Origin of the sequence: Streptomyces sp. ISL-10, from assembly GCF_018614575.1 — a bacterium.
In the GTDB taxonomy this organism is placed as follows: domain Bacteria; phylum Actinomycetota; class Actinomycetes; order Streptomycetales; family Streptomycetaceae; genus Streptomyces.
The window spans coordinates 100,670-127,200 of the sequence record NZ_JAGGOJ010000016.1; the positions used below are offsets into that span (position 1 = coordinate 100,670).

At 72.1% G+C, this 26,531-nt stretch carries 26 protein-coding genes and 7 tRNA genes; 21 read left to right on the plus strand and 12 right to left on the minus strand.

Features of this window, described 5'->3' with window-relative positions:
- Positions 1 to 161: 161 nt before the first annotated feature.
- The 4 genes from J7E88_RS20155 to J7E88_RS20170 all read left to right on the plus strand — a co-directional run bounded on the left by J7E88_RS20155 (position 162) and on the right by J7E88_RS20170 (position 2,860).
- Positions 162 to 455, plus strand: coding sequence for a hypothetical protein (locus J7E88_RS20155; RefSeq protein WP_215183027.1), 294 nt, complete (start codon positions 162 to 164; stop codon positions 453 to 455).
- Positions 456 to 615: 160 nt separating this feature from the next.
- Positions 616 to 798: a hypothetical protein gene (locus J7E88_RS20160; protein ID WP_215183029.1), complete on the plus strand. Its 183-nt coding sequence runs from the start codon at positions 616 to 618 to the stop codon at positions 796 to 798.
- 693 nt (positions 799 to 1,491) lie between these two features.
- Entirely contained in the window at positions 1,492 to 2,502 is a 1,011-nt protein-coding gene (locus tag J7E88_RS20165) for an aminoglycoside phosphotransferase family protein (protein WP_308307554.1), read from the plus strand.
- Positions 2,503 to 2,569: 67 nt separating this feature from the next.
- Positions 2,570 to 2,860 carry a zf-TFIIB domain-containing protein gene (locus tag J7E88_RS20170; RefSeq protein ID WP_215183033.1) on the plus strand — a complete coding sequence of 97 codons (291 nt, stop codon included), beginning with the start codon at positions 2,570 to 2,572 and terminating at the stop codon, positions 2,858 to 2,860.
- Positions 2,861 to 2,997: 137 nt separating this feature from the next.
- Here the strand turns inward: J7E88_RS20170 and J7E88_RS20175 are convergent.
- The 5 genes from J7E88_RS20175 to J7E88_RS20195 form a co-directional block, all read right to left on the minus strand.
- Positions 2,998 to 3,072, minus strand: a tRNA-Val gene (locus J7E88_RS20175).
- A gap of 60 nt (positions 3,073 to 3,132) precedes the next feature.
- Positions 3,133 to 3,204 (minus strand) — tRNA-Val (locus J7E88_RS20180).
- Positions 3,205 to 3,223: 19 nt separating this feature from the next.
- Positions 3,224 to 3,295: transfer RNA gene (locus tag J7E88_RS20185), tRNA-Val, on the minus strand.
- 1 nt (position 3,296) lies between these two features.
- Positions 3,297 to 3,370 (minus strand) — tRNA-Cys (locus tag J7E88_RS20190).
- A gap of 36 nt (positions 3,371 to 3,406) precedes the next feature.
- Positions 3,407 to 3,479: transfer RNA gene (locus J7E88_RS20195), tRNA-Gly, on the minus strand.
- Between the two features lie 189 nt (positions 3,480 to 3,668).
- Here J7E88_RS20195 and J7E88_RS20200 point away from each other — a divergent pair.
- The 3 genes from J7E88_RS20200 to J7E88_RS20210 are packed head-to-tail and all read left to right on the plus strand — an operon-like array spanning position 3,669 to position 6,451.
- Positions 3,669 to 4,727, plus strand: coding sequence for a chorismate-binding protein (locus J7E88_RS20200; protein WP_215183035.1), 1,059 nt, complete (start codon positions 3,669 to 3,671; stop codon positions 4,725 to 4,727).
- On the plus strand, positions 4,724 to 5,554 hold the full coding sequence (locus tag J7E88_RS20205; protein ID WP_215183037.1) for an aminotransferase class IV: 831 nt from the start codon (positions 4,724 to 4,726) through the stop codon (positions 5,552 to 5,554). The genes J7E88_RS20200 and J7E88_RS20205 overlap by 4 nt, the downstream gene beginning before the upstream one ends.
- Positions 5,555 to 5,611: 57 nt before the next feature.
- Positions 5,612 to 6,451 carry a GNAT family N-acetyltransferase gene (locus J7E88_RS20210; RefSeq protein WP_215183039.1) on the plus strand — a complete coding sequence of 280 codons (840 nt, stop codon included), beginning with the start codon at positions 5,612 to 5,614 and terminating at the stop codon, positions 6,449 to 6,451.
- 21 nt (positions 6,452 to 6,472) lie between these two features.
- On the opposite strand, the gene J7E88_RS20215 is transcribed toward J7E88_RS20210, so the two are convergent.
- Positions 6,473 to 6,997, minus strand: coding sequence for a DsbA family protein (locus J7E88_RS20215; RefSeq protein WP_215183041.1), 525 nt, complete (start codon positions 6,995 to 6,997; stop codon positions 6,473 to 6,475).
- Between the two features lie 166 nt (positions 6,998 to 7,163).
- On the opposite strand from J7E88_RS20215, the gene J7E88_RS20220 reads away from it, so the two are divergent.
- Positions 7,164 to 7,604: a hypothetical protein gene (locus J7E88_RS20220; RefSeq protein WP_215183043.1), complete on the plus strand. Its 441-nt coding sequence runs from the start codon at positions 7,164 to 7,166 to the stop codon at positions 7,602 to 7,604.
- 129 nt (positions 7,605 to 7,733) lie between these two features.
- Positions 7,734 to 7,886 (plus strand): hypothetical protein, encoded by a 153-nt coding sequence (locus tag J7E88_RS20225; RefSeq protein ID WP_215183046.1) that lies wholly within the window; start codon positions 7,734 to 7,736, stop codon positions 7,884 to 7,886.
- 16 nt (positions 7,887 to 7,902) lie between these two features.
- Here the strand turns inward: J7E88_RS20225 and J7E88_RS20230 are convergent, their stop codons facing one another.
- Together J7E88_RS20230 and J7E88_RS20235 are read right to left on the minus strand one after the other, a co-directional pair.
- The gene (locus J7E88_RS20230) at positions 7,903 to 8,463 is read right to left on the minus strand and encodes a CGNR zinc finger domain-containing protein (RefSeq protein ID WP_215183048.1); all 561 of its coding nucleotides are present in this window, start codon (positions 8,461 to 8,463) and stop codon (positions 7,903 to 7,905) included.
- A gap of 194 nt (positions 8,464 to 8,657) precedes the next feature.
- Positions 8,658 to 9,071 carry an SsgA family sporulation/cell division regulator gene (locus J7E88_RS20235; protein WP_003959770.1) on the minus strand — a complete coding sequence of 138 codons (414 nt, stop codon included), beginning with the start codon at positions 9,069 to 9,071 and terminating at the stop codon, positions 8,658 to 8,660.
- A 190-nt stretch (positions 9,072 to 9,261) separates the two neighbouring features.
- Between J7E88_RS20235 and J7E88_RS20240 the strand changes: the two genes are divergently transcribed.
- Both J7E88_RS20240 and J7E88_RS20245 read left to right on the plus strand, forming a co-directional pair.
- On the plus strand, positions 9,262 to 9,753 hold the full coding sequence (locus tag J7E88_RS20240; protein ID WP_215183050.1) for a TIGR02611 family protein: 492 nt from the start codon (positions 9,262 to 9,264) through the stop codon (positions 9,751 to 9,753).
- 54 nt (positions 9,754 to 9,807) lie between these two features.
- Positions 9,808 to 9,879: transfer RNA gene (locus tag J7E88_RS20245), tRNA-Val, on the plus strand.
- A gap of 47 nt (positions 9,880 to 9,926) precedes the next feature.
- Here the strand turns inward: J7E88_RS20245 and J7E88_RS20250 are convergent.
- Positions 9,927 to 12,452, minus strand: a complete 2,526-nt coding sequence (locus tag J7E88_RS20250) for an SCO7613 C-terminal domain-containing membrane protein (RefSeq protein WP_215183052.1) — start codon at positions 12,450 to 12,452, stop codon at positions 9,927 to 9,929.
- A gap of 102 nt (positions 12,453 to 12,554) precedes the next feature.
- Between J7E88_RS20250 and J7E88_RS20255 the strand changes: the two genes are divergently transcribed.
- On the plus strand, positions 12,555 to 13,001 hold the full coding sequence (locus J7E88_RS20255) for an SRPBCC family protein (RefSeq protein ID WP_215183054.1): 447 nt from the start codon (positions 12,555 to 12,557) through the stop codon (positions 12,999 to 13,001).
- Between the two features lie 39 nt (positions 13,002 to 13,040).
- Positions 13,041 to 13,112, plus strand: a tRNA-Val gene (locus J7E88_RS20260).
- 61 nt (positions 13,113 to 13,173) lie between these two features.
- On the opposite strand, the gene J7E88_RS20265 is transcribed toward J7E88_RS20260, so the two are convergent.
- The gene (locus J7E88_RS20265) at positions 13,174 to 13,899 is read right to left on the minus strand and encodes a 3'-5' exonuclease (RefSeq protein WP_215183056.1); all 726 of its coding nucleotides are present in this window, start codon (positions 13,897 to 13,899) and stop codon (positions 13,174 to 13,176) included.
- Positions 13,900 to 14,021: 122 nt separating this feature from the next.
- Here J7E88_RS20265 and J7E88_RS20270 point away from each other — a divergent pair, with 122 nt between their 5' ends.
- From J7E88_RS20270 to J7E88_RS20285, 4 genes are all read left to right on the plus strand, one after another.
- Positions 14,022 to 14,612: a DUF4365 domain-containing protein gene (locus J7E88_RS20270; RefSeq protein ID WP_215183058.1), complete on the plus strand. Its 591-nt coding sequence runs from the start codon at positions 14,022 to 14,024 to the stop codon at positions 14,610 to 14,612.
- Entirely contained in the window at positions 14,612 to 15,859 is a 1,248-nt protein-coding gene (locus tag J7E88_RS20275; protein ID WP_215183059.1) for a hypothetical protein, read from the plus strand. Before J7E88_RS20270 ends, J7E88_RS20275 begins: the two co-directional genes overlap by 1 nt.
- 105 nt (positions 15,860 to 15,964) lie before the next feature.
- Positions 15,965 to 17,941: a threonine--tRNA ligase gene (gene thrS, locus J7E88_RS20280; RefSeq protein WP_215183061.1), complete on the plus strand. Its 1,977-nt coding sequence runs from the start codon at positions 15,965 to 15,967 to the stop codon at positions 17,939 to 17,941.
- Between the two features lie 71 nt (positions 17,942 to 18,012).
- Positions 18,013 to 18,570: an HIT domain-containing protein gene (locus J7E88_RS20285; protein WP_215183063.1), complete on the plus strand. Its 558-nt coding sequence runs from the start codon at positions 18,013 to 18,015 to the stop codon at positions 18,568 to 18,570.
- 35 nt (positions 18,571 to 18,605) lie between these two features.
- On the opposite strand, the gene J7E88_RS20290 is transcribed toward J7E88_RS20285, so the two are convergent.
- A complete protein-coding gene (locus tag J7E88_RS20290) occupies positions 18,606 to 20,270 on the minus strand; it encodes a hypothetical protein (protein WP_215183065.1) in 1,665 nt (554 codons plus the stop codon).
- A gap of 158 nt (positions 20,271 to 20,428) precedes the next feature.
- On the minus strand, positions 20,429 to 22,636 hold the full coding sequence (locus tag J7E88_RS20295) for an elongation factor G-like protein EF-G2 (protein ID WP_215183067.1): 2,208 nt from the start codon (positions 22,634 to 22,636) through the stop codon (positions 20,429 to 20,431).
- Positions 22,637 to 22,901: 265 nt separating this feature from the next.
- Here J7E88_RS20295 and pgsA point away from each other — a divergent pair, with 265 nt between their 5' ends.
- The 4 genes from pgsA to J7E88_RS20315 all read left to right on the plus strand — a co-directional run bounded on the left by pgsA (position 22,902) and on the right by J7E88_RS20315 (position 26,358).
- Complete coding sequence (gene pgsA, locus J7E88_RS20300; protein WP_251022917.1) at positions 22,902 to 23,636, plus strand: phosphatidylinositol phosphate synthase; 735 nt, start codon at positions 22,902 to 22,904, stop codon at positions 23,634 to 23,636.
- Complete coding sequence (locus tag J7E88_RS20305; RefSeq protein ID WP_215183069.1) at positions 23,636 to 24,538, plus strand: phosphatidylinositol mannoside acyltransferase; 903 nt, start codon at positions 23,636 to 23,638, stop codon at positions 24,536 to 24,538. The genes pgsA and J7E88_RS20305 overlap by 1 nt, the downstream gene beginning before the upstream one ends.
- Positions 24,535 to 25,698: a glycosyltransferase family 4 protein gene (locus J7E88_RS20310; RefSeq protein ID WP_215183070.1), complete on the plus strand. Its 1,164-nt coding sequence runs from the start codon at positions 24,535 to 24,537 to the stop codon at positions 25,696 to 25,698. Before J7E88_RS20305 ends, J7E88_RS20310 begins: the two co-directional genes overlap by 4 nt.
- Positions 25,699 to 25,863: 165 nt before the next feature.
- The gene (locus J7E88_RS20315) at positions 25,864 to 26,358 is read left to right on the plus strand and encodes a hypothetical protein (RefSeq protein ID WP_215183310.1); all 495 of its coding nucleotides are present in this window, start codon (positions 25,864 to 25,866) and stop codon (positions 26,356 to 26,358) included.
- Positions 26,359 to 26,531 lie beyond the last annotated feature (173 nt).

A 26,531-nucleotide genomic window follows, 5' to 3' on the forward strand; every position in this document is an offset into this window, starting at 1 on the left:
CTTACGGACCGCCGCGCCGGTGTGCTCATAGGCCGCGCCCTCTCGCTCGTTCGATGTCAGTGCCCAGTGGGAGAATTGAGCAGTGGTCAGGGGAGAGAGGATCCGTCCCCCCGGGCCCGTGCGTGATCTCAACGGTCAGTCGCAGAAGGGGGATTGGATCGGTGAAGGGCGACCGGGTGGAAATCGTCGTGGACGCGGGAGACACCACACGTACGTATGAAGTGGTGGCAAGCCGGGCGGGCCGGCGGGTGGAGACTGCGGTGCGCAGAGGGGTGGTGGAAGTGAGCGAAGTCACGAGGTCGGGCTCGGTCGTGCGGACAGCCCGTTTCATGGCGGGCCGCGTCCTGGCGCTGGTCGAGCAGCCGGTGCCGCGCGAGGCCGACGACGAGCGGGAGCGTCCCCTCCGGGAAGACCCCAAGCCCAGCGCCCGCGTCTCCACCCAGGGGAGTACATGACCGGGTGGCGGCTCATCCTCCGGGAGGCCCGGCAATCGGTACGCGGGCATGACGTCCGGGCGCTGCCGTTTCCCTAATGTTGATGTCAAGCGGCGGGTGCAGCACTCGTCCCCCGAGGTTTCAGACACCCGCCGCTGCCAACCACGACAGGAGAGGGACCATGGCGGACACGGCATCGCGCAAGGCTTACGCCGGGCTCGGCGTCCGCCCTTCCGGCACGCGCCACCCGCTGGTGGCGACGGCCATGGTCCTTCCCCTCGCGGCACTGCTGGTGGTCGTCTTCGGCGGCTGGGACGCAGTGGTCACACAGGCGTCGTCCGTGGGCGTGATGCTGGGGCGCTGAACGGCGCCCCGGGCCCGGAAGAGCGGTCCGGGTCGGGGACATCCGGCCGAACAACCCCGTGGGGACGGGGGTGCGGCGGACGGCAGCGTTTGGCCGGTCAGCTGGGGAGCTGACCGGCCGACGCGCATTTGTGGCCTTTGGCCGCCTGCGAGGCATGAGGCTTGCCACCTGACTGACCGGGCCGACACGTGCCGGCTCGCCGTGGCCGGGCCACATGCGTGCCACGCCGACCGCCCGGCTGCGCCAACCCCATGCGCCCGGCGACCGGTCGGTCTGCGCGCTGCGACGGCCAGTCGGCCGACCACCGCCTGGGCGGGGGTGGTGAGTGTTCCGGTTGACGGTTCGGCCGCGCCGTCCGCTGCCGGTGTGCCGGGCGGGAGCACGCTCTCACGGTGATCGTGGCGGGCCGTGATGGGGTGCGGTGCGTGTGCCGGGCGGGAACGGCCGACGTGCGCCGTTCCGCCCGACCGCGCGGCGGCGGTGGGGGCCCTCCGCGACGGGCTCTGCGTGCGGTCCACCCGGCGACGCGGCAGCGGTGCCCGCCCCATGCGCCAGGCTTTCGGCAACCAGCCGCCGTTGCCGCGCGGGTCCTAAGGGCGCGCGGGAGCCCGGTTCGGGATGGGGTGCAGCAAACAGCCGCCAAGCCGCAAGGGGAGGGTGGGGCGGGGGAGAACCCCGGCTACTCTCCCTCCCGTGTCCACCCCCCTCCTCCGCACGCTCGCCCGCGTCGCCCGCACCGCCGCCCACCTCGCCGCGCCCGGCGACGCCTGTCCCGCCTGCGGCCACAGCACCGGCCGAGTCACCGGCCAAGATCCTTACGACGGTCGCGAGACCCTCGCCGACCGCCCCGACGGCGCCGTCGTACGCCATGGGCCCGCCGTCGCCAAGGCGCACGCCCCGGACACGGAGCCGCAGGCGCATCGCACCCGCCTCGCCGTGGCCGCGCATCCTGCCCTGGCCGGGATCCTCCTGCCGCCCCTGCCGAGTACGGGCCCGGCCGGGTTGGGCCGTCCCGTGAGCGCCTGGCCCTACGGCGTCCCCGTCGACCCCGCCGACCCCGACGCGGCCCCTTGGGAGGAAGTCGCCGTCCTGCTCGCCCGGTTGCACCGGATCGGGACGGCCGGCCTCCCCGGCCCGCTACCGCCCATGCGCGGCCCCGCCAAGGCCGCCGCCGCCATGGCGCGGATGGAGGACTCCGCGGCCGGCCACCCCGCCGCGAGCACGGTCCGGCGCGCCTGGGAGCGCCTGCCCGCCTGGGCCAGGGGGACGGAGGCGAGTGCCCCGCACCACCGCCCCCGCGCGCTCTGCCACGGCGACCTGCATCTCGGCCAGCTCGTACGCCATCCCGTTCCCGACGGCCCGTGGTTGCTGATCGACGTGGACGACCTCGGTCTCGGCGACCCTGCCTGGGATCTCGCCCGCCCGGCGGCCTGGTACGCGTCCGGCATCCTGCCCCCGGAGATCTGGCAGCGGTTCCTCGGCGCCTACACGGCGGCGCACGGCCCCGCGGTCCTGTCGGGCGCCGACCCGTGGCCCCAACTCGACGTCCCGGCCCGCGCCCTCACGGTGCAGACCGCCGCACTCGCCCTCGCGAAGTCCGCCGCCGAGAACCGGCAACCGGACGACGTCGAAAGCGCGGTGATCGACGCTTGTACCCGAATCGCCACACTCCCGCCCGAGTTGGAGTGCGAACCTTCGTCATAGGGTGAAGTCCTCGTCGCCGGGCATGCATCCGGGGACGTCGACCGAACGGCGAAAGGCTGACCAGACGATGCAGTGTCCCAAGTGCCATGCGGCGATGCACACGTACAACCGCAACGGGGTCCAGATCGAGCAGTGCAGCGGCTGCCGGGGCATATTCCTCGACTATGGCGAGCTCGAATCGCTGACCCGTCTGGAGTCGCAGTGGATGCAGCAGGCCCCGCCGCCGGCGGCCCCGCCCGCCCCCTACCCCGCCGCTCCGGCTCCCGCGGCTCCGGCCTGGGGAGCCCCGCACCACGGCGGCCACCACGGCGGGCACCACCGCCAGCGCAGCTTCGGCCGGATGCTCTTCTCCTCCTGAACGACCCGCACGACCCGCCGCGTGGGCCCGGGTGCGGGCCGGGGCGCCGACCGAGACGCCCGGGCCCGCGCGGGCACACCGCGGCAGGCGCATGCACGACAAAGCCCCCGGCCGTCGAGACGGCCGGGGGCTTCGGCTGGTGCGCGATACTGGGATTGAACCAGTGACCTCTTCCGTGTCAGGGAAGCGCTCTCCCGCTGAGCTAATCGCGCGGGTCACCCGCATCGCTGCGAGACACTGCGAACCGCGACGAGCCGCCGCGGCCTAGTGCGTGCGCGATACTGGGATTGAACCAGTGACCTCTTCCGTGTCAGGGAAGCGCTCTCCCGCTGAGCTAATCGCGCGGGGATCCTTGCGGACCAGTGGACGATACTGGGATTGAACCAGTGACCTCTTCCGTGTCAGGGAAGCGCTCTCCCGCTGAGCTAATCGTCCATGGAGGTGGAGACGGGATTTGAACCCGTGTAGACGGCTTTGCAGGCCGTTGCCTCGCCTCTCGGCCACTCCACCCGGAGTGCGGGGGGTCGGGAAGACCCCCCATTCTCGAGCGGACGACGAGATTCGAACTCGCGACCCTCACCTTGGCAAGGTGATGCTCTACCAACTGAGCCACGTCCGCCTGTCGTTTCCGTTCCGCTTGCGCGTCCCGGCGACGTGTTGAACTCTAGCGGATTCCTGGGCCAGCACAAAAACGCGTTTGTGCAGCGTGCTGAGGTATGTGCACGTCGCGGCAGCTCACCGGCAGCGCACCGGCGGCTGATGGACCGCTCTGCCCCGCCCTATCTCCACCGGTCATACACTCACAGACGTGCACGACCTCGCTCCTCTGGCCCGCTTCGGCCCCCTCGTCGCCACCGACCTCCGGGACGTCACCAGCGACCCCGCGGCTCTGGACTCCGCCGGCTTCTGGGCCGTCGCCGCGGACTTCGAGGGGCGGCTGACCTGTGCCCGCTTCGGCGACGTCCGCAGGGAGCCGGTGCCCGAGCCCGTGCCAGGACGGTGGCGGGGGCCGGCCGCCGAGGACTGGACGTCGTCGCTGGACCGCGCCTCCTACATCGCGGGCGTACGGCGGATCCGCGAGCACATCGCGGCCGGCGACGTCTACCAGGCGAACCTGTGCCGGGTCCTGTCCGCGCCGCTGCCCGACCCGGACGGTGCCGACGTCGACGAGCTCACCGCCCTGCTGGCCGTCGGCAACCCGGCCCCGTATGCAGGAACGATCCGGCTCCGCGCACACGGGGTGGAGATCGCCACCGCGTCGCCCGAGCTGTATCTGCGCCGCACCGGCCGCACCGTCGAGTCGGGACCGATCAAGGGCACCGGCAGGACAGCTGCGGACCTGCTCGAGAAGGACCACGCCGAGAACGTGATGATCGTGGACCTCGTCCGCAACGACCTCGGTCGCGTCTGCGCCACCGGCAGCGTGAGTGTGCCCGCACTGTGCGCCGTCGAGCCGCACCCCGGCCTGGTCCATCTCGTCTCCACCGTGCGCGGCGAGCTCGCCCCGGCTGCGGGATGGAGCGAGCTGCTGGCGGCCACGTTCCCGCCCGGGTCCGTCACCGGCGCCCCCAAGTCCAGCGCACTGAGGATCATCGAGGCGCTGGAGACCTCCCCCCGAGGCCCGTACTGCGGAGGCATCGGCTGGGTCGACGCCGACCGCGGCACCGGTGAGCTCGCCGTCGGCATACGCACGTTCTGGATCGACCGCCGGGCGCCGGGCGGCCCCGCGCTGCGCTTCGGCACCGGCGCCGGCATCACCTGGGGCTCGGACCCCGACCGCGAGTGGGCCGAGACCGAACTGAAGGCGTCCCGGCTGCTCGCGGTAGCGTCGGGTGCGTACGAGGCAAGCGGAAGGACAGCTGGATGAAGCTCTGGGTCAACGGCGAGCTCAAGGACGCCGAGGACGCCCGGGTGTCGGTCCTCGACCACGGCATGACCGTGGGCGACGGCATCTTCGAGACCGTGAAGGCGGTCCACGGGCAGCCCTTCGCCCTCACCCGCCATCTGGAACGGCTCACGCGCTCGGCGCGGGGCCTCGGCCTCCCCGAGCCCGACCACGACGAGGTGCGCCGCGCCTGCGCCGCCGTGCTCGACGCCAACCCGATGCCGCTCGGCCGCCTGCGCATCACCTACACCGGAGGGCTCTCGCCGCTCGGCTCCGACCGCGGCGACGCCGGCCCGACCCTGGTCGTCGCCCTGGGGGAGAGCCGTCGGCGGCCCGACACCACCGCCGTGATCACCGTCCCGTGGACGCGCAACGAGCGCGGCGCGCTGACCGGCCTGAAGACCACGTCGTACGCCGAGAACGTCGTCGCCCTGGCCAGGGCGCACGAGCAGGGGGCCTCCGAGGCGCTGTTCGCCAACACCGTCGGGCAGCTCTGCGAGGGCACCGGCTCCAACGTGTTCGTCGTCCTCGACGGCGAACTCCACACGCCGCCGGTCTCCTCCGGCTGCCTCGCCGGCATCACCCGCGCCCTGACCGTGGAATGGACGGGCGCGAAGGAGACCGACCTGCCGCTGGACGTGCTCGACCGGGCCGAGGAGGTCTTTCTCACGTCCACCCTGCGGGATGTGCAGGCCGTGGTCCGTATCGACGGCCGTGACACAGCGGACGCCCCCGGGCCCGTGACGACGAAGGCGATGCGCGTCTTCGAGGAGCGGGCGAAGGCCGACCAGGACCCCAAGTCCCTCTAGCGGCAGGCCCGTCGGCACACCTGTTGCCGGACGGCCGGGGCGGGTAGAAAGTCCCCGATGACCACAACCCTGCGGCCCACCGGGCCGATCCAGCGCGAGGACTCCGGCGCCGCGGCTCGGGCGTACGACGTCTGTGTGAACGGCCGGCCGGTCGGCTCCGTACGCCTCGCGACGGCCCCGGGCGCCGACCTGCCGGTCGGCTACGTACGGTCCCTGAGCATCGACGAGGCGGAGCGCCGACGCGGGCGCGGCACGGTCGCCGCGCTCGCCGCCGAGGAGGTGCTGCGCGGCTGGGGCTGCACCGAGGTCCGCACGTCCGTCCCGACCGAGGCGGCCGCGGCCCTGCGCCTGACCTCCGCTCTCGGCTACACCGAGCGCGGCCGCAACATGCTCAAGGAGCTGCCGGCCGAACCGCCCACGCTGCCCGACGGAGTCCAGGGGCGTCCCATGAGCGAGGCCGAATTCGACGTGTGGCGCGCCGGGGCGGTCATGCACTACGCGCAGGACTGGATCACCAGGGGCGTGCCACGCGACGACGCCCTGGCCCGCTCCGAGGCGCTCCACCGCGAACTCCTCCCGGACGGTCTCGCGACGCCCGGCACCGACCTGCGATGCCTGCTCGCCGGGGGGACAGCGGTCGGGCACGTCTGGGTCGCGCAGCGCGAGGTGCGCTCGGGGGAGCAGGGCGCGTACGTCTTCGACGTCGAGGTGGCCGAGGAGCACCGCGGCCGGGGCTACGGTCGCGCACTGATGCTGCTCGCCGAGTGCATCGCCCACGACGCGGGCGACACACTGATCGGACTGCACGTCTTCGCGGGCAACACGCGGGCGCTGAGCCTGTACGACTCCCTCGGCTACCTGACCACCCACCGCAACTTCGTCAAGCAGCTCCTCTAGGGATCCGCTGCGGGGGCCGGTCTACGGTGTGTCCGTCTGCGCCGCGAGCAACCGGTCGGCGATCTCCTCGACCCGGGCGCGCAGCCCCTCCTGGCTCTTGCCGCCGTCGAGGCGCTCGCCGCCGATGACGTACGTCGGGGTCCCCGTCACACCGATCGCCTTGCCCTCGGCCTGGTCCGCGTCGACGATCAGGATGTGCCGGCCGTCGATCAGGGCCGTGTCGAACTCCTCGGCGTCCAGGCCCAGTTCGCGCGCCACCTCCAGCAGCACGGGCTCGCCCCTCGCCGCGAGGTCCTCGGTGCGCTCCAGCACGGCCTCCACATACGGCCAGCCCTTGCCCTGCTCGGCCGCCTCCTCCGCGGCCTGCGCGGCGGCGAAGGCGTGCTTGTGCTTGTCGAGGGGGAAGTGCCGCAGCCGCAGGTCCAGCCGGTCGCCGAAGCGCGCGCGCAGGGCCCGCAGATCCTCCAGGGCGGCGTGGCAGTCGGGGCACTGGAGCTCGCACCAGACGTCGACGACGACCGGGCGGGCGGTGGTGGAGTCGCTCATGGGGCCAGTCTCCCAGCCCGGTCCTCGGGCACCCAACCGGGACCTCGGGAGGAGACCGTCCCCCAGATCACCCTGAGGTCGACCCCGGGCATGGCCCGCGGTCAGGGGGACGGTGCAGGATGGAAGGGACGTAACACCTCGTGCCCGCCGATGCCTGGAGGACCGGATGCTTGCCGAGACCATTTGTTCCGCGGTGTCCGCGGCGGGCCTGGGCATCGCCGCGATCACGGCGTACCGCAGGCGTTTCCTCGCCGCGACCCGTATCGCCGCGTACTCCCTGGTTCCCGCCGGCCTGGTGCTGGCCGGGGCCGTGCAGTGGGTCGTGGACACGGCCTTCAGCCCCTCGGCCTGGCTCGGCTTCGGCCTGCTCGGCGCCGCCTGGCTGCTGTTCATGACCACTCGTGTCGTCGAGCGGCGCTCCACAGGCACCCGACGGGAACGCAAGGCGGCCGCCGCGGCGCGGCGAGCCGGCGCGGAGTCCGGTGCGGCCACGCCCGCCCTCGGCAGCAGTGCGCCCGAAGCCGGCGCGCCCCGGTCCCGGCCGAAGGCGACGGCGGCCGACGACTTCAGCGACATCGAGGCGATCCTGAAGAAGCACGGCATCTAGCTTCCCGACAGCCCCTCCGAGGGGCCCCGGGCCGTACTGTACGGCTGCGCGGGATGTGATGAACTACCCGGCCGTCGTGGTGTGTTGGTCGATCACCCCGCGGTGCGCTGCGCCATGATCGGCCCCGAGATGCTCGATACCTCCCGGGGCCAGGCCCCCGCACCGACCCACGAGCCGCGCGGCTGCCTCTTCGCGCTCTCCCAACCGCCCCTGATGATCTTCCTCGGGGTGATCGGCGTCCTGTTGCTGATGGGCGCGGTGCACGACCTGTTCCTGCTGTGACACCCCCGCAGCTTGCTCAGCCGGCGGCGGCTTCCCGGCGGCGGGCCCGATAGGCCGCGACATGCAGCCGGTTCCCGCAGGTCCGGCTGTCGCAGTAGCGCCGTGAGCGGTTGCGCGACAGGTCGACGAAGGCGCGCCCGCAGTCCGGCGCCTCGCAGCGCCGCAGCCGCTCCTGCTCACCTGCGACGACGATGAACGCCAGCGCCATGCCGCAGTCGGCCGCGAGGTGGTCCGCCACCGAGGCGCCCGGTGCGAAGTAGTGCACGTGCCAGTCGTAGCCGTCGTGATCGGTCAGCTGTGGCGTCGTGCCGGCCGCCGCGACCAGCCGGTTGATCAGGTCCGCCGCGGTACGGCCGTCCCGCTCGGCGAAGATCTCCGCGAACCGGGCCCGTACGTCCTGGAGTGCTTCGAGGTCCTTCTGCCCCAGCTCGGCCACGTCGCTGATGTCGTGGCTTCGTACGAACTCGTCGAGCGCCGCGACGTCCGCGAGTCCGTCCTCCTGGTCGCCCTCCGGTGCGGTGTTCACCAGATCGACGACGGTGTCGAGGGCGATACGGGTGTCGTGGGGGATCAGCACGATGCGCTCCCTGGCCTGCCGCGGGCCGGTGCCCGACGAATTTTGTGCCGACTCTAGCGGTTGGTGCCGGGAGCGCAGCGGCGCCGTCGTCACGGTGGATTTCCGTGACGGCGGCGCCGGTGTCGGACGCAGGGGATTTTCCGCCCGGCGCCGTCTCCCCGAGACGGACGACGCCGGGCGGCTTCTCGCCTGGCTCAGCTTTCGGCCAGGATGTGCGAGAGCTCGGTGTCGAGGTCGAAATGCCGGTGCTCGGTGCCCGGTGGCACCGCGGCGTCCGTCCGCTTGAGGAACGACTCCAGGGCCCGCGCCGGGGCCTCGAGCAGGGCTTCGCCCTCCGGGGAGCTCAGGGCGATGCAGACGACGCCCTGACCGTGGCTGCGCGACGGCCAGACCCGTACGTCGCCCGTGCCGGTGGGGCGGTGCAGCCCCTCGGCGAGGAGGTCGCGGGCGAAGACCCACTCGACCGTCTCCTCGGCTCCGGTGTGGAAGGTGGCGTGCACGGCATAAGGATCGGCCGTGTCATACCGCAGGCCCGCGGGTACAGGCAGTGATGACTCGCTCGATACAACGAGGCGCAGGTGCAGCTCGCAGCTGACCGTGGTGTTCATAAGCGCCAGGGCCTTTCGCTCAGTGTGCGCTCGGGGATTCGCACGTCGGCGAAATCGACATGCCACCTACGGTGCCGTTGTAAACCCCTCTGACCGTTTTGTGATGCCTCGCGTCGCTCGTACGGCGGTGCATTACGTTGTGTTATACGGCCATTCCGGTGACGAAGTTCAATCCGGTACGTTGGGCGTCATGAATGCGCAGAGTGACGAGCGGGACGAGGCCGTCGCGGCGACGGCTTCCGGCCCCGCGACGGGGGACGTGACGGCGGGTGCGGCACTGCCGCCCCAGGAGGGGGAGAAGGAGGAGGACCGGGAGCTCGGCTCGCGGGCACCGCACTTCATCAAGAGGTCCAGAACGCTGCACATCAGCTGGCAGGTCGGCGTCTTCGTCGTCGGCCTGGCGGTCGTCGGCGCGGGCGTGGCGATGCTCGTGCTGCCGGGGCCCGGCTGGGTGGTCATCTTCGGCGGCATGGCGATCTGGGCGACCGAATTCGTCTGGGCGCAACTGGTGCTGCGCTGGACCAAGCGCAAGGTCACCGAAGCGGCCCAGCGCGCGCTCGACCCCAAGGTCCGGCGGCGGAACATCATCCTCACCACCGTCGGCCTAGTGATCATCGCCGTGCTCGTCGGCATCTACCTCTGGAAGTTCGGGCTCGCGATGCCCTGGAACATCGACGAGTGACCGCCAAGTGGTCATGGGGGCCTGCTGACATGCGGTAATGTGTGCGGTGCGCCCGGGCGATTAGCTCAGTGGGAGAGCGCTTCGTTCACACCGAAGAGGTCACTGGTTCGAACCCAGTATCGCCCACCCGGACCGAAGGCCCTGGAGACATCAGTCTCCAGGGCCTTCGGCGTTCAGCGCATCCGGCCGAAGGTCTCCTTGAGCCTGCGTGCGTCCCGCAGCCGCTGTTCGTAGGTGGCGCCCACCGCGAGCAGCAAAAGACCCGCCGCCGCAGGGGGCAGCCAGCGGGGGAGCGCACCGACGGCCTGGACCACGTACGGGGCCAGCTCGTGCAGCGCGTCCAGGGTCAGCACCGCGCCGCCCAGCACCAGCAGCGCCTGCAGCCTCAGCCGGGCTCCGGCCAGGGGCACGGCGAGCGCAGCGAGGCCCAGCAGCAGCGGGCGCGGCCAGTGCTCGTCGCCCCAGGCCGCGAACAGGCTCGGCACCAGGGTCGCCGCGAGACCGGGGCCGTACGCCGTCCACGACGACGCCTGCGGGTCCCGTCGGCGGCGCAGCGCGCCGATCAGGAGCGCGGGGACCGTGACGGGCAGCGTGTACGCCTCCGGCGAGGTGACCTCAAAGGCGAACAGGCGCACCCAGGTGGCGAGCACGAAGAGCACCGCGGCCAGGTACGCGGCGGCCGGGCGGCGCTCCGGGCGCACGGCCGCGCCCGCGGCGATCACGCCGCACAGCGCGAGGACCAGGGCCAGGGTCGGCGCGTGCCCGGCGGAGAGCGCCACGGCGATCAGGCCCGAGGCCGCTGAGACGGCCTCGACCGGCAGGGCCACGGGGTGACGGCGGAGGCGCGCACCGGCCAGCGCGGCCGCCGTGGGGACGAGCAGCAGCACGAGGGCCGCACGGTGCGGCTGCAGCCCCGCGGCGGCCGCCGCGGCCCCCGCGAGGCCGGTGGCGAACACCGTCGCCGCGCAGGCGAGCACCTGCTGCACCGGGCCCCGCGCCCGGAACGCCGCGGCAATCAGCAGTACCGGCAGCGCTCCCAGCACCGCGAACGTCGCCGGACGCGTCGCCAGCGACAGCAGCGCGACGCTCGCCGAGGCGACCAGGCCGCACACCACGGCGGTGTACGCGAGCGGGGTGTACCGCAGGGCACCGGGCGCGGTCCGCACCGCGCCGAGGAGCGACAGCAGCACGGCGAGGACCAACTGCCAGCCCACCGCGACGTGGTACGGCAGATCGAGGACCACGGGCAGGATCAGCAGTGCGGCCCAGGCCAGGACCAGGGAACCGCAGGCGGCCGCAGGACGGACCCAGGCGGGGAGCGGGACCGGGGCTCCGGCGGCCGCCGGACGCGGACCGGCTTCCGCGTGCTCGGGATCTGGCGTGGCCCGGCCCGGGGTGGTCTGTGTGCCGTTGCCGTCAGGCCCCGCCGGCAGACGGCGGGACACCAGGGCCGCAGTCGCCGCGAGGACCGCGAGCACCAGCGGACTCGCCGCGAGGGCGGGCAGGGGGACGTCCAGGTCCAGCGCCTCCCGCGCCCCCGTCGGTGCCGCCGACCAGATGTCCGTCAGCCGCGTCACGGGGCCCGCCAGGGACACGAGCACCGCCGGCAGAACCGACACCGCGGCCGCCGCCTGCACCGCGACCGACGCCCAGGCCAGGCCCCGTACCACGCGGCCCGGCAAGGAGGCACGAACGGCCGCGAGCAGGGCCGTGGCGCACAGGAGATAACCCAGCGCCGCCCAGCCCTGCGGCACCGTCGTACGGATCACACCGCCGACGGCCGCGACCGCCGCCAGGCCGGCGGTCACCGACACAGCCACCGCGGCGGCCGGCGAACGCCATGCCGCGAACAGGGCCACCGCCGCTGCCGTGAGCAGTAGCAGCGCCGGCTCGGCGGCACCCGCCGGCGAACCGGCGGCCAGCGACTGCCAGAGCCCGGTCAGCACCGCGAGACCGCCCGTGACCGAGGCAGCCACCCCGGCGAACCGGCGGACCACCACCGGCCGGGTCCACAGCGCGGATGCGACATCCAGCACCGCGGTCAGCAGCAGGGCCCACTCCATCGACGGCGCGGCGGCGCCGCCGGCCAGCGCCCACAGCGGCAACGGCAGCTGAGCCGCCACGACCGCCGCCGGCAGCGGAGTGCGCAGCCGCGGCAGGGCCAGGCCGTACGCGGACCACAGCCCGGCCAGCACGGCCGACACACCAGCCGCGTACGCCAGGGCGCCCATGTCCGCCAGGGCCACGCGGTGCAGCGCATACGCGTCGAGGACGAGCAGCACCAGGCCCACCACGCCCACCGACTCGCCCGTCGCGACCAGGCCGCGGCGCAGCAGGACGACCGGCGTGGCCAGGGCCGCCAGGGTCACCGCGCCCAGCACCGCGCCGCGGCCGCCGATGCCCATATGGCCCCAGCTGACCAGTGTGAAGGCGATCGCCGCGACGGCCAGCAGGATGCCCCCGAGCGTCAGCAGCACGTTCTGCACGCTCGGCGCGGATGCCTCGGCCTGCGGCCTCGGGCCCGCCGGCCAGGTGCCCGGTGGTGGGAAGGGCGGTGCCGCGGACGCGGCGACGGGCGGCCGCATCGCGGCCAGCAGCCAGGTGCGCCGCGCCAGCAACTGGCCCCGGCGGGCGTCCAGTTGACGCAGCTCACGGTCGATGACCGCCAGCTCGTCGGCGGGTGTCGGGACGTTCTCCATGGCCGAAGTGTGGCGGGCACCACATGAGCCGGCCATGCGCGCAGGTACTCAGATCCGCCCTGAGTACGCCCAGGACCAGGCCCATGGGGACAGACTGCTCCCATGGACTGGTGCCGCTACCGCTTTCGCAGCGTCTGGGACCTGCCCGCCGCCCCGGAGACCGTCTACCGGGTGCTGGAGCGGGCCGAGGAGTATCCGCGGTGGTGGCCGCAGGTGCGTGAAGTGGACGCGACCGGGGAGGAGTCCGGCACCGCACGCTTCCGCTCCTTCCTCCCGTACGACCTCCGCGTCACCGCCCACGTCCGGCGCCGCGACCCGGACGCCGGCGTACTGGAGATCGCGCTCGACGGGGACCTCGTGGGCCGGCTGCGCTGGACCGTGCGGGCGTCCGGCGACGGAACGCGCGCCCTGTTCGAGCAGGAGGTGGAGGTGCGCAAGCCGCTGATGAGAATGCTGGCGGTGCCGTGCCGCCCGGTCTTCAGGGCCAACCACGCCCTGATGATGCGCGGCGGAAGGCGCGGTCTCGCCGCCTGCCTGGAAGCGGTTTGAAGGAAGGCCGCGACGCCCTGTATGGTTCAGTGCGTTCCCGGGCGATTAGCTCAGTGGGAGAGCGCTTCGTTCACACCGAAGAGGTCACTGGTTCGAACCCAGTATCGCCCACCGGGAGAGGCCGGTCCGTCAGCAGACGGACCGGCCTCACACGTATGTGCGGGCATTGTCCCTACGCGGCGGCGGGCATCTCCGGACGCAGCGGCCACGCCGGATCGACAGGCTCCGGAGCGCCGCTGCGCGCGAACCACGCCTGCAGCCCGCGTGCCTGCGCCGCGTGCCACACCGCCTGCAAGGTGTGCAGCTCTGCCACGGACAGCCGATCGAGCCGGGACGCGAAACGCCGCCCCACCGCCCGTACGACCTCCATCGCCGCCAGCGCGTCGGCGGCCGCGTCATGCGCGCCGTCCAACGTGACCTCGTACTGCGCGCACAGATCGGTGAGCGTGCGCCGGCCCTTGCGGTAGCGGTCCAGATGCTTGTCCAGCACTCGTGGATCCAGCACGCACAGCGGCACGTTCGCCAGGTAGCGCGCCAGAGACGAAGCCCGGTGGCGGCGCAACTCCCGGTCCAGGATGGTCAGATCGAACGGCGCGTTCATCACCACCAGTGGGCGGGAGGCCGCGCACTGCTCGGCCAGCGACCTCGCTATCTCCTCCATCACCGGCGCCGGCCATCGGCCGTTGCGCTGGAGGTGATCCTCCGTCAGGCCGTGCACCTCGGTGGCGGCCGGCGGCACCGGCACTCCCGGATTCACCAACCACCGTGTGATGCGCGGCCGTCCGCCCGGAGTGTCCTGGACGACCACCGCGGCAGACACGATCCGGTCCGCCTCGACGTCCACTCCGGTTGTCTCTGTGTCAAATGCGGCCAGTGGGCCGTCGAACCAGTGCGTCATCCCCGAACTCCTCGCGCGAGCCTGGCAGATGGGCGAAGCGCCCTGCCCGAATCGGTGATACCCGGGCTGTTTGCGCCGTACGCCGCGCGGTGACAACACAGGTGACGGGGAAGGACATTGCCATGGCGCTCGCCCAGCCCGAATCGGGAGGGCTGTCCCCCGCAAGCGGGAGGTGCCCCCAGCCCCAGCGGACCGTTCCGCTGCGCGGAGCGCTCGCCACCACCGCCTGCATGGAGACGCTCCAGGTGGGCTATCTGCACGCGGTCTCCGCCGCGGCCGGCTGCTCACTGTCCCAGCCGTTCCCGGACAACGGCATCGACTGGCACGTCAGCCACAGCTCCGCCCGGCACACGGTGGACGACGAAGTGACCATCAAGGTGCAGCTCAAATGCACCTACCAGATTCCGCCGCACCCACCGGGACCCGCGTTCTCCTTCACCCTCGACAACGACCATCTGGTGAAGCTCGCCCGCACACCGGTCTCGGTGCACAAGATCCTGGTCGTCATGCTCGTCCCCCGGACACAGGACGACTGGCTGCGTGCCGGTCACGACCGGCTCGACCTGAGGCACTGCTGCTACTGGACCAATCTGGCAGGCCACCCGGTGACGGGCAGGCGCCGGACCACCGTGCGGATCCCGACCACGAGGATCTTCGACGACCGCGCGCTCTGCGAGATCATGGCGCGCGTCGGGGCGGGAGGGAAACCCTGATGCACCGGCCCTTCGACGAGCACCTCCACCAGTCCCTCCAGCCCGGCAGCCGCCCCCATCCGACGACCGATCCGCCCGGCCCCTGGGGTGCTCCCGCGGAGCCGGACCCGGCCCGGATCGACCCGGCCGTCCTCGGGGCGCTCCTCGACCGGCACGGCTGGCGCCGCCGCGGCGGGGCCGCCGGGCGCTACACGCGCTGGACCCCGCCCGGCCCCGCCGCCGGCGGTACCAGCCTGCTCGTGCCCGAGAGCCGGGCCTTCCCGGACTACGAGGACCTGCTCGGCGAAGCGCTCACCGCGCTCGCGCGCAGCGCCGTGCCGTCCGCCCGCGACGTCCTCGTCGGGCTCACCGTCCCCAGCGACGAGATCCGCTGGTGGCGCGACGTGCCCCAGGGCGTGTCCGGCACGGCCTCCTGGACCGCACAGGAACAGCTGCGTTCGGCGGCCCGCCAGATGCTGCTGGCCGGTGCCCTCGCCGTACGGGAGCGCGCCGGGTACCACGGCGCGCGCCACCGCAGGCAGGCGCAGGCGTCCCTCGGCGGGGTCCTCGTCGGCCCCGCGCCCGGCGGCCGCACGCTGACCGCCTTCCTTCCCGTGCAGAGCGGCCGGGCCGTCGCCGTGCGGCTGGCCCATGCGCTGCAGGCAGCGCGGGAGGCCATCGACTACCAGCGGGCGGCCGGCGGCATGGACGCGTTCGACACCGCGATCCGGGCCGGCGTCAGCCGGGAGCTGACCGAGGCCCTGGTCGCGCTGGTCCGCGGCTCCGAAGGGGCCCGCATCGCGCTGGCGTGGTCACCGGCGGCCGGGGTGCCGCAGGGCTGCGCCGCCCGGATGGAGCCGGTGGAGTTCTCGGCCGGGGACCTGCCCGCGCTGCGGCAGGCGGGCGCGCGCTATCTCCAGGACGAGCCGTCCGTCCCGGTGCGCATCACGGGCACCGTGGTGCGGTTGCGCCGCTCGGGGCCGCGCGGCTCCGGGACCGTACGGCTGCGGGTGCTGGCCGGGGCCGAGGTGCCGCACGTACGGGTGGCGCTGGAGGAGGAGGCGTACCGCACGGCGGGTCAGGCCCATCTGATGGGGCTGCCGATCCGGGTCGTGGGCCGGCTGGAGAGCCGGGGCGGTTTCCGGCGGCTGACCGGCGCCGCCGGCGTGACCCCGGTGCCGGTCGACGACGCGGAGCGGGACCGGCTGATGAAGTCGCTCCAGGAGAACCTGGACTTCTTCGGGGAAGCGTGCGACGAGGAGGACTGACGGCGGCCCCGGCAACCGTTTCGCGAGTGGCCCCTCCGGCTCGGTACGATTCTGGGTGCGTGCGCCGTACCAGGCCGCGCATCCACCTTCAGTCAGGAGAGACCGGTGTCAGACGTCCGTGTGATCATCCAACGCGATTCCGAGCGGGAAGAGCGCGTGGTGACGACGGGCACTACGGCCGCCGATCTCTTCGCCGGCGAGCGCACCGTCGTCGCCGCCCGCGTCGCCGGAGAGCTGAAGGACCTCGCGTACGAGATCAGGGACGGCGAGGAGGTCGAGCCCGTCGGGATCTCCTCCGAGGACGGCCTGAACATCCTGCGCCACTCCACCGCGCACGTCATGGCCCAGGCCGTGCAGGAGCTGTTCCCCGAGGCCAAGCTCGGCATCGGTCCGCCGGTGAAGGACGGCTTCTACTACGACTTCGACGTCGAGAAGCCGTTCACCCCCGAGGATCTCAAGGCCATCGAGAAGAAGATGCAGGAGATCCAGAAGCGCGGTCAGCGTTTCTCGCGGCGTGTGGTGACCGACGAGGCCGCCCGCGAGGAGCTCGCCGACGAGCCGTACAAGCTGGAGCTCATCGGTATCAAGGGCTCCGCCTCCAGCGACGACGGCGCGGACGTGGAGGTCGGCGCGGGCGAGCTGACCATCTACGACAACCTGGACGCCAAGACGGGCGACCTGTGCTGGAAGGACCTCTGCCGCGGTCCCCATCTGCCCACCACCCGCAACATCCCGGCGTTCAAGCTGATGCGCAACGCCGCCGCCTACTGGCGCGGCAGCGAGAAGAACCCGATGCTCCAGCGCATCTACGGCACCGCCTGGCCGTCCAAGGACGAGCTGAAGGCGCACCTGGACTTCCTCGCCGAGGCCGAGAAGCGCGACCACCGCAAGCTGGGCAACGAGCTGGACCTCTTCTCCGTCCCGGACCAGATCGGCTCCGGCCTCGCGGTCTTCCACCCCAAGGGCGGGATCATCCGCCGGGTCATGGAGGACTACTCGCGCAAGCGGCACGAGGAGGAGGGCTACGAGTTCGTCTACACCCCGCACGCCACCAAGGGGAAGCTCTTCGAGACCTCGGGCCACCTCGACTGGTACGCCGAGGGCATGTACCCGCCCATGCAGCTCGACGAGGGCGTGGACTACTACCTCAAGCCCATGAACTGCCCGATGCACAACCTGATCTTCGACGCGCGCGGCCGGTCGTACCGTGAACTGCCGCTGCGCCTCTTCGAGTTCGGCACCGTGTACCGGTACGAGAAGTCGGGCGTCGTGCACGGTCTGACCCGTGCGCGCGGCTTCACCCAGGACGACGCGCACATCTACTGCACCAAGGAGCAGATGGCGGACGAGCTCGACTCGACCCTCACCTTCGTGCTCAACCTGCTGCGCGACTACGGTCTGACCGACTTCTACCTGGAGCTGTCCACCAAGGACCCGGAGAAGTTCGTCGGCAGCGACGAGGTCTGGGAGGAGGCCACCGAGACGCTGCGGCAGGTGGCCGAGAAGCAGGGGCTGCCGCTGGTCCCGGACCCGGGCGGCGCCGCCTTCTACGGCCCGAAGATCTCCGTCCAGGCCAAGGACGCGATCGGCCGGACCTGGCAGATGTCGACCGTGCAGCTCGACTTCAACCTGCCGGAGCGCTTCGATCTGGAGTACACCGGCCCCGACGGGACCAAGCAGCGGCCGGTCATGATCCACCGCGCGCTGTTCGGCTCGATCGAGCGCTTCTTCGCGGTGCTGCTGGAGCACTACGCGGGCGCGATGCCGCCGTGGCTGGCCCCGGTGCAGGCCGTCGGCATCCCGATCGGCGACGCGCACGTCGAGTACCTGCAGCAGTTCGCCGCCGACGCGAGGAAGAAGGGGCTGCGGGTCGAGGTCGACGCGTCCTCGGACCGGATGCAGAAGAAGATCCGCAACCAGCAGAAGCAGAAGGTGCCGTTCATGATCATCGTCGGTGACGACGACATGAACGCCGGCACGGTCTCCTTCCGCTACCGCGACGGCTCCCAGGAGAACGGCATCCCGCGCGACGAGGCGCTGGCCAAGCTCGTGGACGTGGTGGAGCGCCGGGTCCAGGTCTGACCCCAAAGAGGTGGCGAGGGGCGGTCCCGCGAGGGGCCGCCCCTCGCGGCATGGCGCTTCCGGCGGCGAATATGCTGGCTGGCATGACGACTGAGCCGGAGCAGCAGATCGGAGTCGGCACGCCTGACTCGTTCCAGCGCCTGTGGACGCCTCACCGCATGGCGTACATCCAGGGCGAGAACAAGCCGACCGGCCCGGGGGCCGACGACGGCTGCCCGTTCTGCTCGATCCCGGCGAAGTCCGACGAGGACGGCCTGATCATCGCCCGCGGCGAGAGGGTCTACGCCGTGCTCAACCTGTACCCCTACAACGGCGGCCACCTGATGGTCGTGCCCTACCGCCACGTGGCCGACTACACCGAGCTGGACGAGGCCGAGACCGTCGAGCTCGCGCGGCTGACGAAGCAGGCCATGACCGCACTGCGCGCGGCCTCCGGCGCGCACGGGTTCAACATCGGTCTCAATCAGGGCAGCGCCGCGGGCGCCGGAATCGCCGCCCATCTGCACCAGCACATCGTGCCCCGCTGGGGCGGCGACACCAACTTCATGCCCGTCATCGGCGCGACCAAGGTGCTGCCGCAGCTGCTGGCCGACACCCGCGCGATGCTCGCGGACGCCTGGCCCGTCTGAGCCTCACGCCCTCACGCCCCACGCTCTTCACGCCCTCACGCGTCGTAGAGGTCGGCGTTGCGCGGAGTGGGGTCCTGGACGAATCCGCTGACGACCATCGAGCGGTTGTCGAACTTCTCGGTGCTGACGCCGTTGTCGGCAAGGACCTTCATCGCGGCGGCGTGGGCCACGCGCAGCACCGGCGTGGCGGCGCGCATCGCGTCGTCCGCCATGAACCGGTGCCGCCAGGGCTTCTCCGCCCAGGCGTGCCGCAGCCCGAACGGCTCCGGCAGCACCAGCTTGCCGCCGAGGAAGTCGAGCAGCGGCGGGTACCAGGTGAACGGGGCGCGCACCGCGAGGCGTACCACCTCCGGTGCGTCCACGAGCGGCAGCACCCGGTCGACGGTCTCCCAGAACCTGACGGTCTTGCTGACGGTGACGGTCTTGGGCTCGGGCTTGGTGGTGAACAAGGAGTGCACCGGGCCGAGCGCATGCCCGGTGACCTCCACACGCAGGGTCTCGTGGAGCACGGTCACCGTGATCATCATGGTGATGACCAACTGGCCGTCCCACAGGGTGAACTGGACGCCGAGATAGTGCCGGTTGCCGCCGCCGAACTGCTGGTGGTTGCAGATGCGCTGTATCTCGTGCCCCTTGACCTGGAAGGTCTCCACGTCCTGGCCGTCGGGCCTGGTGACCGCCGCTGCGTTCTCGCCGACCGGGGAGACGATCCAGTGTTTGACGGACGGGGTCGGGAAGCCGCCGGAGTTCAGCGGGCCGCGCTCCAGCAGTTTGAGTTTGTCGTGGATGGCCCTTATGACGTCCCAGCTGCGGAACTGGTTGATCTCCTTGCCCGGTTCACCGGAGACGAGCTCCTCGGCCATCTGCCAGCTGCCCCAGCGGGTGCCCATGCCCAGTATTCCCTTGGGGCCCGCGTAGAAGACGACGTTGGAGTGCTGTTCTGCGGTGAGCTTCTGCAGTCCCTGGCGCAGCTGCTCGCGGGCAGTCTCGTCGGGGTTGCCCGGCACGGCCTCGGGGATCTTGGCGCCGATGCCGCCTCCGGACAGGAGACTGTCCCAGCGCTGGCGCATGTCCCTCGCGGTGGACTCGCAGATCCTCTTGGCGAGCACCCAGCCGACGACGGGGGCGACGATCATGCCGCGGATGTAATAGCCCCAGAAACCGCTGAACGGCAGCCGCAGCAGCACGATCACGGCGAGGGCGCCGATGCCGACGAGCAGAAGCGTGCCGAGGGCTCCGGCGCGCCTGTTCGCGGCGCCGGCGAGGGTGCGGCGCAGCTGGAACACGCCCAGCCACAGCAGGAGTCCGGGCAGGAAGAGCAGTCCGCACAGGGCCATGACCGCGGTGAGCTTGGCGTCCCGTTCCTTGCGGATGCGGGTGGCGGCCAGGCAGTGCTCCACCACGGCCTGGGGCTCGGTGCCGAAGGACTGGATCAGCGCGTTGCGGGCGCCGCCGAGCATCCGCACCTGGACGGCACGGGCGAACGCCTCGCCGAGGTTCGGTTCGAAGAGAGAGAACTTGCCCGGCGTCACCTGGGACTTGTGCCACTCGCTGTTGGCCTTGAGGATGTCGGCGACCGGACTGTCGCGGTACGCCGCCGAGGCGAGCGCATGGGTCGCCGCGGTCTGCCCGGCCGACCCCATGAGCGGGACCTGGGCCCCGGGTGTGAAATCGAATCCGTCTGTCACTACCGCCCCCATCGCCGCAAGCATCCGCACTGCGGCCTGTTCCCAACTACCGTGTCCCGCACACCTGGTGAGCTGGACACCTCAGCGTATCGGGGGTCGGGCCGCCGCGGCAGTGGACATCGCACGTGCCGTCCGCCGGCGATGTGCGCCGGCGGACGGCCCCCGGCAGCTCAGACCTTCTCCGCCGCCATTTCGCGCATCCGGTCGGCGACCTGCTGCGGCATCGGCTCGTGCCGTGCGTAGGTGCGGCCGAACCGGCCCGTGCCGTGCGAGATGGAGCGCAGATCCACCGCGTAGCGCCCGATCTCGATCTCCGGCACTTCCGCCCGCACCAGGGTGCGGCCCCCGCCGGCCTGTTCGGTGCCGATCACCCGGCCGCGCCGGCCCGACAGGTCGCTCATCACCGGGCCCACATATTCGTCCGGGACGAGCACCTGCAACTCGGCGACCGGCTCCAGCAGGTTGATCCGTGCCCCGGCCGCCGCCTCGCGCAGGGCGAGGGCGCCTGCCGTCTGGAAGGCCGCGTCGGAGGAGTCCACCGAATGCGCCTTGCCGTCCCGCAGGATGACCCGTACGTCGACGAGCGGATAGCCCGCGGCGACACCGCGCGCGGCCTGGGCGCGCACCCCCTTCTCCACGGACGGGATGAACTGGCGTGGCACCGCTCCGCCGACGACCTTGTCGACGAACTCGACTCCGGAGCCGGGAGGCAGCGGCTCGACGTCGATCTCGCAGATCGCGTACTGCCCGTGCCCGCCGGACTGCTTCACATGGCGGCCGCGCCCCGCGGAGCCGGCGGCGAACGTCTCGCGCAGCTGCACCTTGTGGGGGACGACGTCGACCTGGACCCCGTAGCGGGTGCGGAGCCGTTCCAGGGCGACGTCGGCGTGCGCCTCGCCCATGCACCACAACACCACCTGGTGGGTGTCCTGGTTCTGTTCGAGCCGCATCGTCGGGTCCTCGGCGGCGAGCCGGGTCAGCCCCTGGGACAGCTTGTCCTCGTCCGCCTTGCTGTGCGCCTGGATGGCGAGCGGCAGCAGCGGGTGGGGCATCGTCCAGGGCTCCATCAGCAGCGGGTCGTCCTTGGCCGACAGGGTGTCGCCGGTCTCGGCGCGCGACAGCTTCGCGACGCAGGCCAGGTCCCCGGCCATGGCGTGGGGGAGCGGTCGCTGCTGTTTGCCGAAGGGGGCGGACAGGGCGCCGATGCGTTCGTCGACGTCGTGGTCCTCATGCCCCCGGTCGGCGAGGCCGTGACCGGAGACGTGCACGGTCTCGTCGGGCCGCAGGGTCCCGGAGAAGACGCGGACCAGGGAGACACGGCCGACGTACGGGTCCGAGGCGGTCTTGACCACCTCGGCGACGAGCGGGCCCGCCGGGTCGCAGCTGATGGCCGGCCCCGGGGAGCCGTCGGGGGTCGTGACGTCGGGCGGGGCCGTCTCGAGCGGGGTCGGGAAGCCGCCGGTGATCAGGTCCAGGAGCTCGACGGTGCCGAGCCCCTGCCGGCCGCCGTCGGCCGCCGGGGCTGCGGCGAGGACCGGGTGGAAGGTGCCGCGTGCGACGGCCTTCTCCAGGTCGTCGACGAGCGTCTTGAGGTCGATCTCCGCACCGCCGAGATAGCGGTCCATCAGGGTCTCGTCCTCGCTCTCCGCGATGATGCCCTCGATGAGCCGGTTGCGGGCCTCATCGATCAGAGAGGTCTGCGAGGGGTCGGGTGGCAGCTCCTTCCGTTCGCCCGCCGAGTAGTCGAAGACCTTCTGCGTCAGCAGTCCGACGAGGCCGGTGACCGGTGCGTGGCCGTCGGGCTGCGGGGGCCCGTACTGCGGCAGGTACAGCGGCAGCACGGCATCGGGGTCGTCGCCGCCGAAGATGCGCCCGCAGACGGCGGTCAGCTCCTCGAAGCCGGTGCGCGCGGTCTCCAGATGCGTCACGACGATGGCGCGCGGCATGCCGACCGCCGCGCACTCCTCCCACACCGCGCGGGTGGCGCCCGCCACGGCGTCGGCCTCCTGCGCGGCCGAGACGACGAAGAGGGCCGCGTCCGCTGCTCGCAGACCGGCCCTCAGCTCCCCGACGAAGTCGGCGTAGCCGGGAGTGTCGAGAAGATTGATCTTGTACCCGCCCCATTCGAGAGGGACGAGGGACAGCTGTACGGAACGTTGCTGGCGGTGCTCGATCTCGTCGTGGTCCGAGACCGTGGCGCCGTCCTCGACCCGGCCGGCCCGGTTGACCGCCCCCGCGGTCAGTGCCAGTGCCTCGACCAGTGTCGTCTTGCCCGACCCGCTGTGGCCGACCAGCACCACATTCCGTATGGATGCGGGATGGTCGGCCGTCACTGCTCTGCCGGCGGCTCCGGGGTGTGCATGCGACTTGTCGCCCATGATCGTGCCTCCCGATCGATTGCGCGGCGAGGAGGGTTGTCCGCGGGCGCGGGAAGCCGGGACGGTGTCCCGAATCGTCGTCCGGGGCAGCTCCGGCGATGCCCGCGGTGGTCTTTCGAGCTTTCCACTGTCGTCATGGTGCGTCCATACGTCGGACGCCGCAGCACCTGTCCGGGTCCCGACGGTACGCCGCGACGGTCGTGGCTACGATGGGCCAGCCGGTGGCCGTAGGGGCCACTCGGCCCACCGAACCCTCGGGAAGGCCATGCTGAACAAGTACGCGCGTGCATTCTTCACGCGTGTTCTCACACCGTTCGCCGCATTTCTGCTCCGCCGCGGGGTGAGCCCCGACGCCGTCACCCTCATCGGCACGGCCGGAGTCATGGCGGGAGCGCTGGTCTTCTATCCCAGGGGCGAGTTCTTCTGGGGCACGATCGTCATCACACTGTTCGTCTTCTCCGACCTCGTCGACGGCAACATGGCCCGGCAGGCGGGGATCTCCAGCCGCTGGGGCGCGTTCCTGGACTCCACTCTCGACCGGGTCGCCGACGGGGCGATCTTCGGCGGCTTCGCGCTCTGGTACGCGGGCAAGGGCGACGACAACCTGCTCTGCGCCGTCGCGATCTTCTGCCTCGCGAGCGGTCAGGTCGTGTCGTACACCAAGGCCCGCGGAGAATCGATCGGACTGCCCGTCGCCGTCAACGGACTCGTCGAGCGCGCCGAGCGGCTCGTCATCTCCCTGGTGGCCGCCGGCCTCGCCGGTCTCCACGGCTTCGGTGTGCCCGGCATCGACGTCCTGCTGCCGATCGCCCTGTGGATCGTCGCCGTCGGCAGTCTGGTGACGCTGGGGCAGCGGGTAGTCACCGTCAGGCGGGAGTCCGCCGAGGTGGAAGCCGCGACGGGCCCGGCCGGCGAGACCGCGCCGTCGGAGCCCGCGACCGGCCTGCCCGGCGAGACCGCGCCGTCGGAACCCGGGCAGCGGGAGGCGGGGGCATCGTGATGCGCGACCGTCTGACCGACGCCCTGTACGGACTGGGCTGGGGAGCCGTCAGGATGCTGCCCGAGCCGGCGGCCGCCGCACTGGGCCGCACCATCGCCGACGCCGCCTGGAAGCGGCGCGGCAAGGGCGTGCTGCGGCTGGAGTCCAACCTCGCACGCGTGGTGCCCGGCGCGGGCCCCGAGCGCCTGGCCGAACTCTCCAAGGCGGGCATGCGCTCGTACATGCGCTACTGGATGGAATCCTTCCGGCTGCCGAGCTGGACCCAGGAGCGGGCGCAGCACAGCTTCGACCCCAAGGACATCCACCTCCTCACCGACGCTCTCGCCGCCGGCCGGGGCGTCGTCCTGGCCCTGCCGCACCTGGCCAACTGGGACGTCGCCGGGATCTGGGTCACCCGGGCGCTCGGCATCCCGTTCACCACGGTCGCCGAACGCCTCAAGCCGGAGTCGCTGTACGACCGGTTCGTCGCCTACCGCGAGAGCCTCGGCATGGAAGTGCTGCCCCACACGGGCGGGTCGGCCTTCGGCACGCTGGCCCGGCGGCTGCGGGACGGGGGCCTCGTCTGCCTGGTGGCGGACCGCGATCTGTCGGCCTCCGGCGTCGAGGTGTCCTTCTTCGGCGAGACCACCAGGATGCCCGCCGGGCCCGCGCTCCTCGCCCAGCAGACCGGGGCGCTGCTGCTCCCGGTGACGCTCTGGTACGACGAGACGCCCGTGATGAAGGGCTGGGTCCATCCGCCCGTCGAGGTGCCGGAGTCAGGCACGCGCGCCGAGAAGACGTCCTCCATGACGCAGGCCCTGGCGGACGTCTTCGCCAGGGGCATCGCCGAGCATCCGGAGGACTGGCACATGCTGCAGCGCCTGTGGCTCTCGGACCTCGAAGCCCGGGAGGACCACGCGTGAGAATCGGCATCGTCTGCCCGTACTCCTGGGACGTGCCCGGCGGGGTGCAGTTCCACATCAGGGACCTGGCCGAGCATCTGATCCGGCTCGGGCACGACGTCTCCGTCCTCGCGCCGGCGGACGACGAGACGCCGCTGCCGCCGTACGTGGTCTCCGCGGGCCGCGCCGTGCCCGTGCCGTACAACGGCTCGGTCGCCCGGCTCAACTTCGGCTTCCTGTCGGCGGCCCGGGTACGGCGCTGGCTCCACGACGGCACCTTCGACGTCATCCACATCCACGAGCCGGCGTCGCCGTCCCTGGGACTGCTCTCCTGCTGGGCCGCGCAGGGGCCGATCGTCGCCACATTCCACACGTCGAACCCGCGCTCCCGTGCCATGATCGCGGCGTACCCGATCCTGCAGCCCGCGCTGGAGAAGATCAGCGCCCGGATCGCCGTCAGCGAGTACGCCCGCCGCACGCTGGTCGAGCACCTCGGCGGGGACGCGGTTGTCATCCCGAACGGCGTGGACGTCGGCTTCTTCGAGAAGGCCGAGCCGAAGGCGGAGTGGCAGAACGGCACGATCGGCTTCATCGGCCGCATCGACGAGCCCCGCAAGGGCCTGCCGGTGCTGATGAAGGCGCTCCCCGCCATCTTCGAGGCCTGCCCGGACGCGCGGCTGCTGGTCGCGGGGCGCGGCGACGAGGAGGAGGCCGTCGCCTCACTGCCCGAGGAGATGCGTACCCGGGTCGAGTTCCTCGGCATGGTCAGCGATGAGGACAAGGCGCGGCTGCTGCGCAGCGTGGACGTGTACGTGGCTCCCAACACGGGCGGCGAGAGCTTCGGCATCATCCTCGTGGAGGCGATGTCGGCGGGTGCGCCGGTGCTGGCCTCCGACCTGGACGCGTTCGCGCAGGTGCTGGACAAGGGCGCGGCGGGGGATCTGTTCGCGAACGAGGACGCGGACGCGCTGGCGGCGGCGGCGATCCGCCTGCTCGGCGACCCGGACCGGCGCCGCGAGCTGCACGAGCGGGGCAGCGCGCACGTGCGGCGGTTCGACTGGTCGACGGTCGGCGCGGACATCCTGGCCGTGTACGAGACGGTGACGGACGGCGCGGCCTCGGTGGCGGCGGACGACCGCCCCGGGCTGCGCGCCAGATTCGGCCTGGCGGCACGCGACTGACGCCGCTGAGGGGGGCCGGGGGGCCGGGGCTCTGCTTCCCGGCCGGGTCCGGCACCGGAGCCAGCCCCCGCACAGCACCCTGCCCGGTGCCCGCCGGGCGGCCCGGTAGCCTTGCCGCCCGTGACCACCCTGATCTGGATCGTCGTCGCCCTCGTGGCCATCGGCATGTACCTCAGCTGGACCGCCGGGCGACTCGACCGGCTCCACACGCGGATCGACGCCGCCCGCGCCGCGCTCGACGCGCAGCTCCTGCGGCGCGCGTCGGTCGCACAGGAGCTCGCGACCTCCGGGGTGCTCGACCCGGCCGCCTCGATCGTGCTGTACGAGGCCGCGCACGAGGCCCGGCAGGCGGAGGAGGAGCACCGCGAGGTCGCCGAGAGCGAGCTCAGCGCCGCCCTGCGGGCCGTGTTCGGGGAGCCCGAGCAGATGGAGGCGCTGCGGGCGGTGCCGGGCGGCGAGGAGGCCGCGGGGGAGCTCGCGCAGGCGGTTCGCCGGGTGCCCATGGCGCGCCGGTTCCACAACGACGCCGTCCGCGCGGCACGCGCACTGCGCCGGCACCGCACGGTGCGCTGGTTCAGGCTCGCGGGCCACGCCCCGTTCCCCCTGGCCTTCGAGATGGACGACGAGCCCCCGACAGCGCTCGCGGACCGGCCCGCTTGAAACGATCAACGGCAATGGCAACGGCAACGGCCCACGGCAACGACGCACGGCGACGCGCGGGGAACGATGCACGGGGAACGATGCACGGGGAACGATGCACGGGGAACGATGCGGGACCCAAAACGGTCCATGGCGACGATCACGCCAACCATCCGCGACCCAAAACGATCCAC

Bases quoted from the DNA above. Each gene is read 5' to 3' on its own strand.
- J7E88_RS20160 (WP_215183029.1), top strand. From the start codon at position 616: ATGGCGGACACGGCATCGCGCAAGGCTTACGCCGGGCTCGGCGTCCGC.
- J7E88_RS20170 (WP_215183033.1), top strand. From the start codon at position 2,570: ATGCAGTGTCCCAAGTGCCATGCGGCGATGCACACGTACAACCGCAAC.
- J7E88_RS20205 (WP_215183037.1), top strand. From the start codon at position 4,724: ATGAAGCTCTGGGTCAACGGCGAGCTCAAGGACGCCGAGGACGCCCGG.
- J7E88_RS20210 (WP_215183039.1), top strand. From the start codon at position 5,612: ATGACCACAACCCTGCGGCCCACCGGGCCGATCCAGCGCGAGGACTCC.
- J7E88_RS20215 (WP_215183041.1), bottom strand. From the start codon at position 6,997: ATGAGCGACTCCACCACCGCCCGCCCGGTCGTCGTCGACGTCTGGTGC.
- J7E88_RS20220 (WP_215183043.1), top strand. From the start codon at position 7,164: ATGCTTGCCGAGACCATTTGTTCCGCGGTGTCCGCGGCGGGCCTGGGC.
- J7E88_RS20225 (WP_215183046.1), top strand. From the start codon at position 7,734: ATGCTCGATACCTCCCGGGGCCAGGCCCCCGCACCGACCCACGAGCCG.
- J7E88_RS20235 (WP_003959770.1), bottom strand. From the start codon at position 9,071: ATGAACACCACGGTCAGCTGCGAGCTGCACCTGCGCCTCGTTGTATCG.
- J7E88_RS20240 (WP_215183050.1), top strand. From the start codon at position 9,262: ATGAATGCGCAGAGTGACGAGCGGGACGAGGCCGTCGCGGCGACGGCT.
- J7E88_RS20250 (WP_215183052.1), bottom strand. From the start codon at position 12,452: ATGGAGAACGTCCCGACACCCGCCGACGAGCTGGCGGTCATCGACCGT.
- J7E88_RS20255 (WP_215183054.1), top strand. From the start codon at position 12,555: ATGGACTGGTGCCGCTACCGCTTTCGCAGCGTCTGGGACCTGCCCGCC.
- J7E88_RS20265 (WP_215183056.1), bottom strand. From the start codon at position 13,899: ATGACGCACTGGTTCGACGGCCCACTGGCCGCATTTGACACAGAGACA.
- J7E88_RS20270 (WP_215183058.1), top strand. From the start codon at position 14,022: ATGGCGCTCGCCCAGCCCGAATCGGGAGGGCTGTCCCCCGCAAGCGGG.
- J7E88_RS20275 (WP_215183059.1), top strand. From the start codon at position 14,612: ATGCACCGGCCCTTCGACGAGCACCTCCACCAGTCCCTCCAGCCCGGC.
- J7E88_RS20285 (WP_215183063.1), top strand. From the start codon at position 18,013: ATGCTGGCTGGCATGACGACTGAGCCGGAGCAGCAGATCGGAGTCGGC.
- J7E88_RS20290 (WP_215183065.1), bottom strand. From the start codon at position 20,270: ATGGGGGCGGTAGTGACAGACGGATTCGATTTCACACCCGGGGCCCAG.
- J7E88_RS20295 (WP_215183067.1), bottom strand. From the start codon at position 22,636: ATGGGCGACAAGTCGCATGCACACCCCGGAGCCGCCGGCAGAGCAGTG.
- pgsA (WP_251022917.1), top strand. From the start codon at position 22,902: ATGCTGAACAAGTACGCGCGTGCATTCTTCACGCGTGTTCTCACACCG.
- J7E88_RS20305 (WP_215183069.1), top strand. From the start codon at position 23,636: ATGCGCGACCGTCTGACCGACGCCCTGTACGGACTGGGCTGGGGAGCC.
- J7E88_RS20315 (WP_215183310.1), top strand. From the start codon at position 25,864: ATGTACCTCAGCTGGACCGCCGGGCGACTCGACCGGCTCCACACGCGG.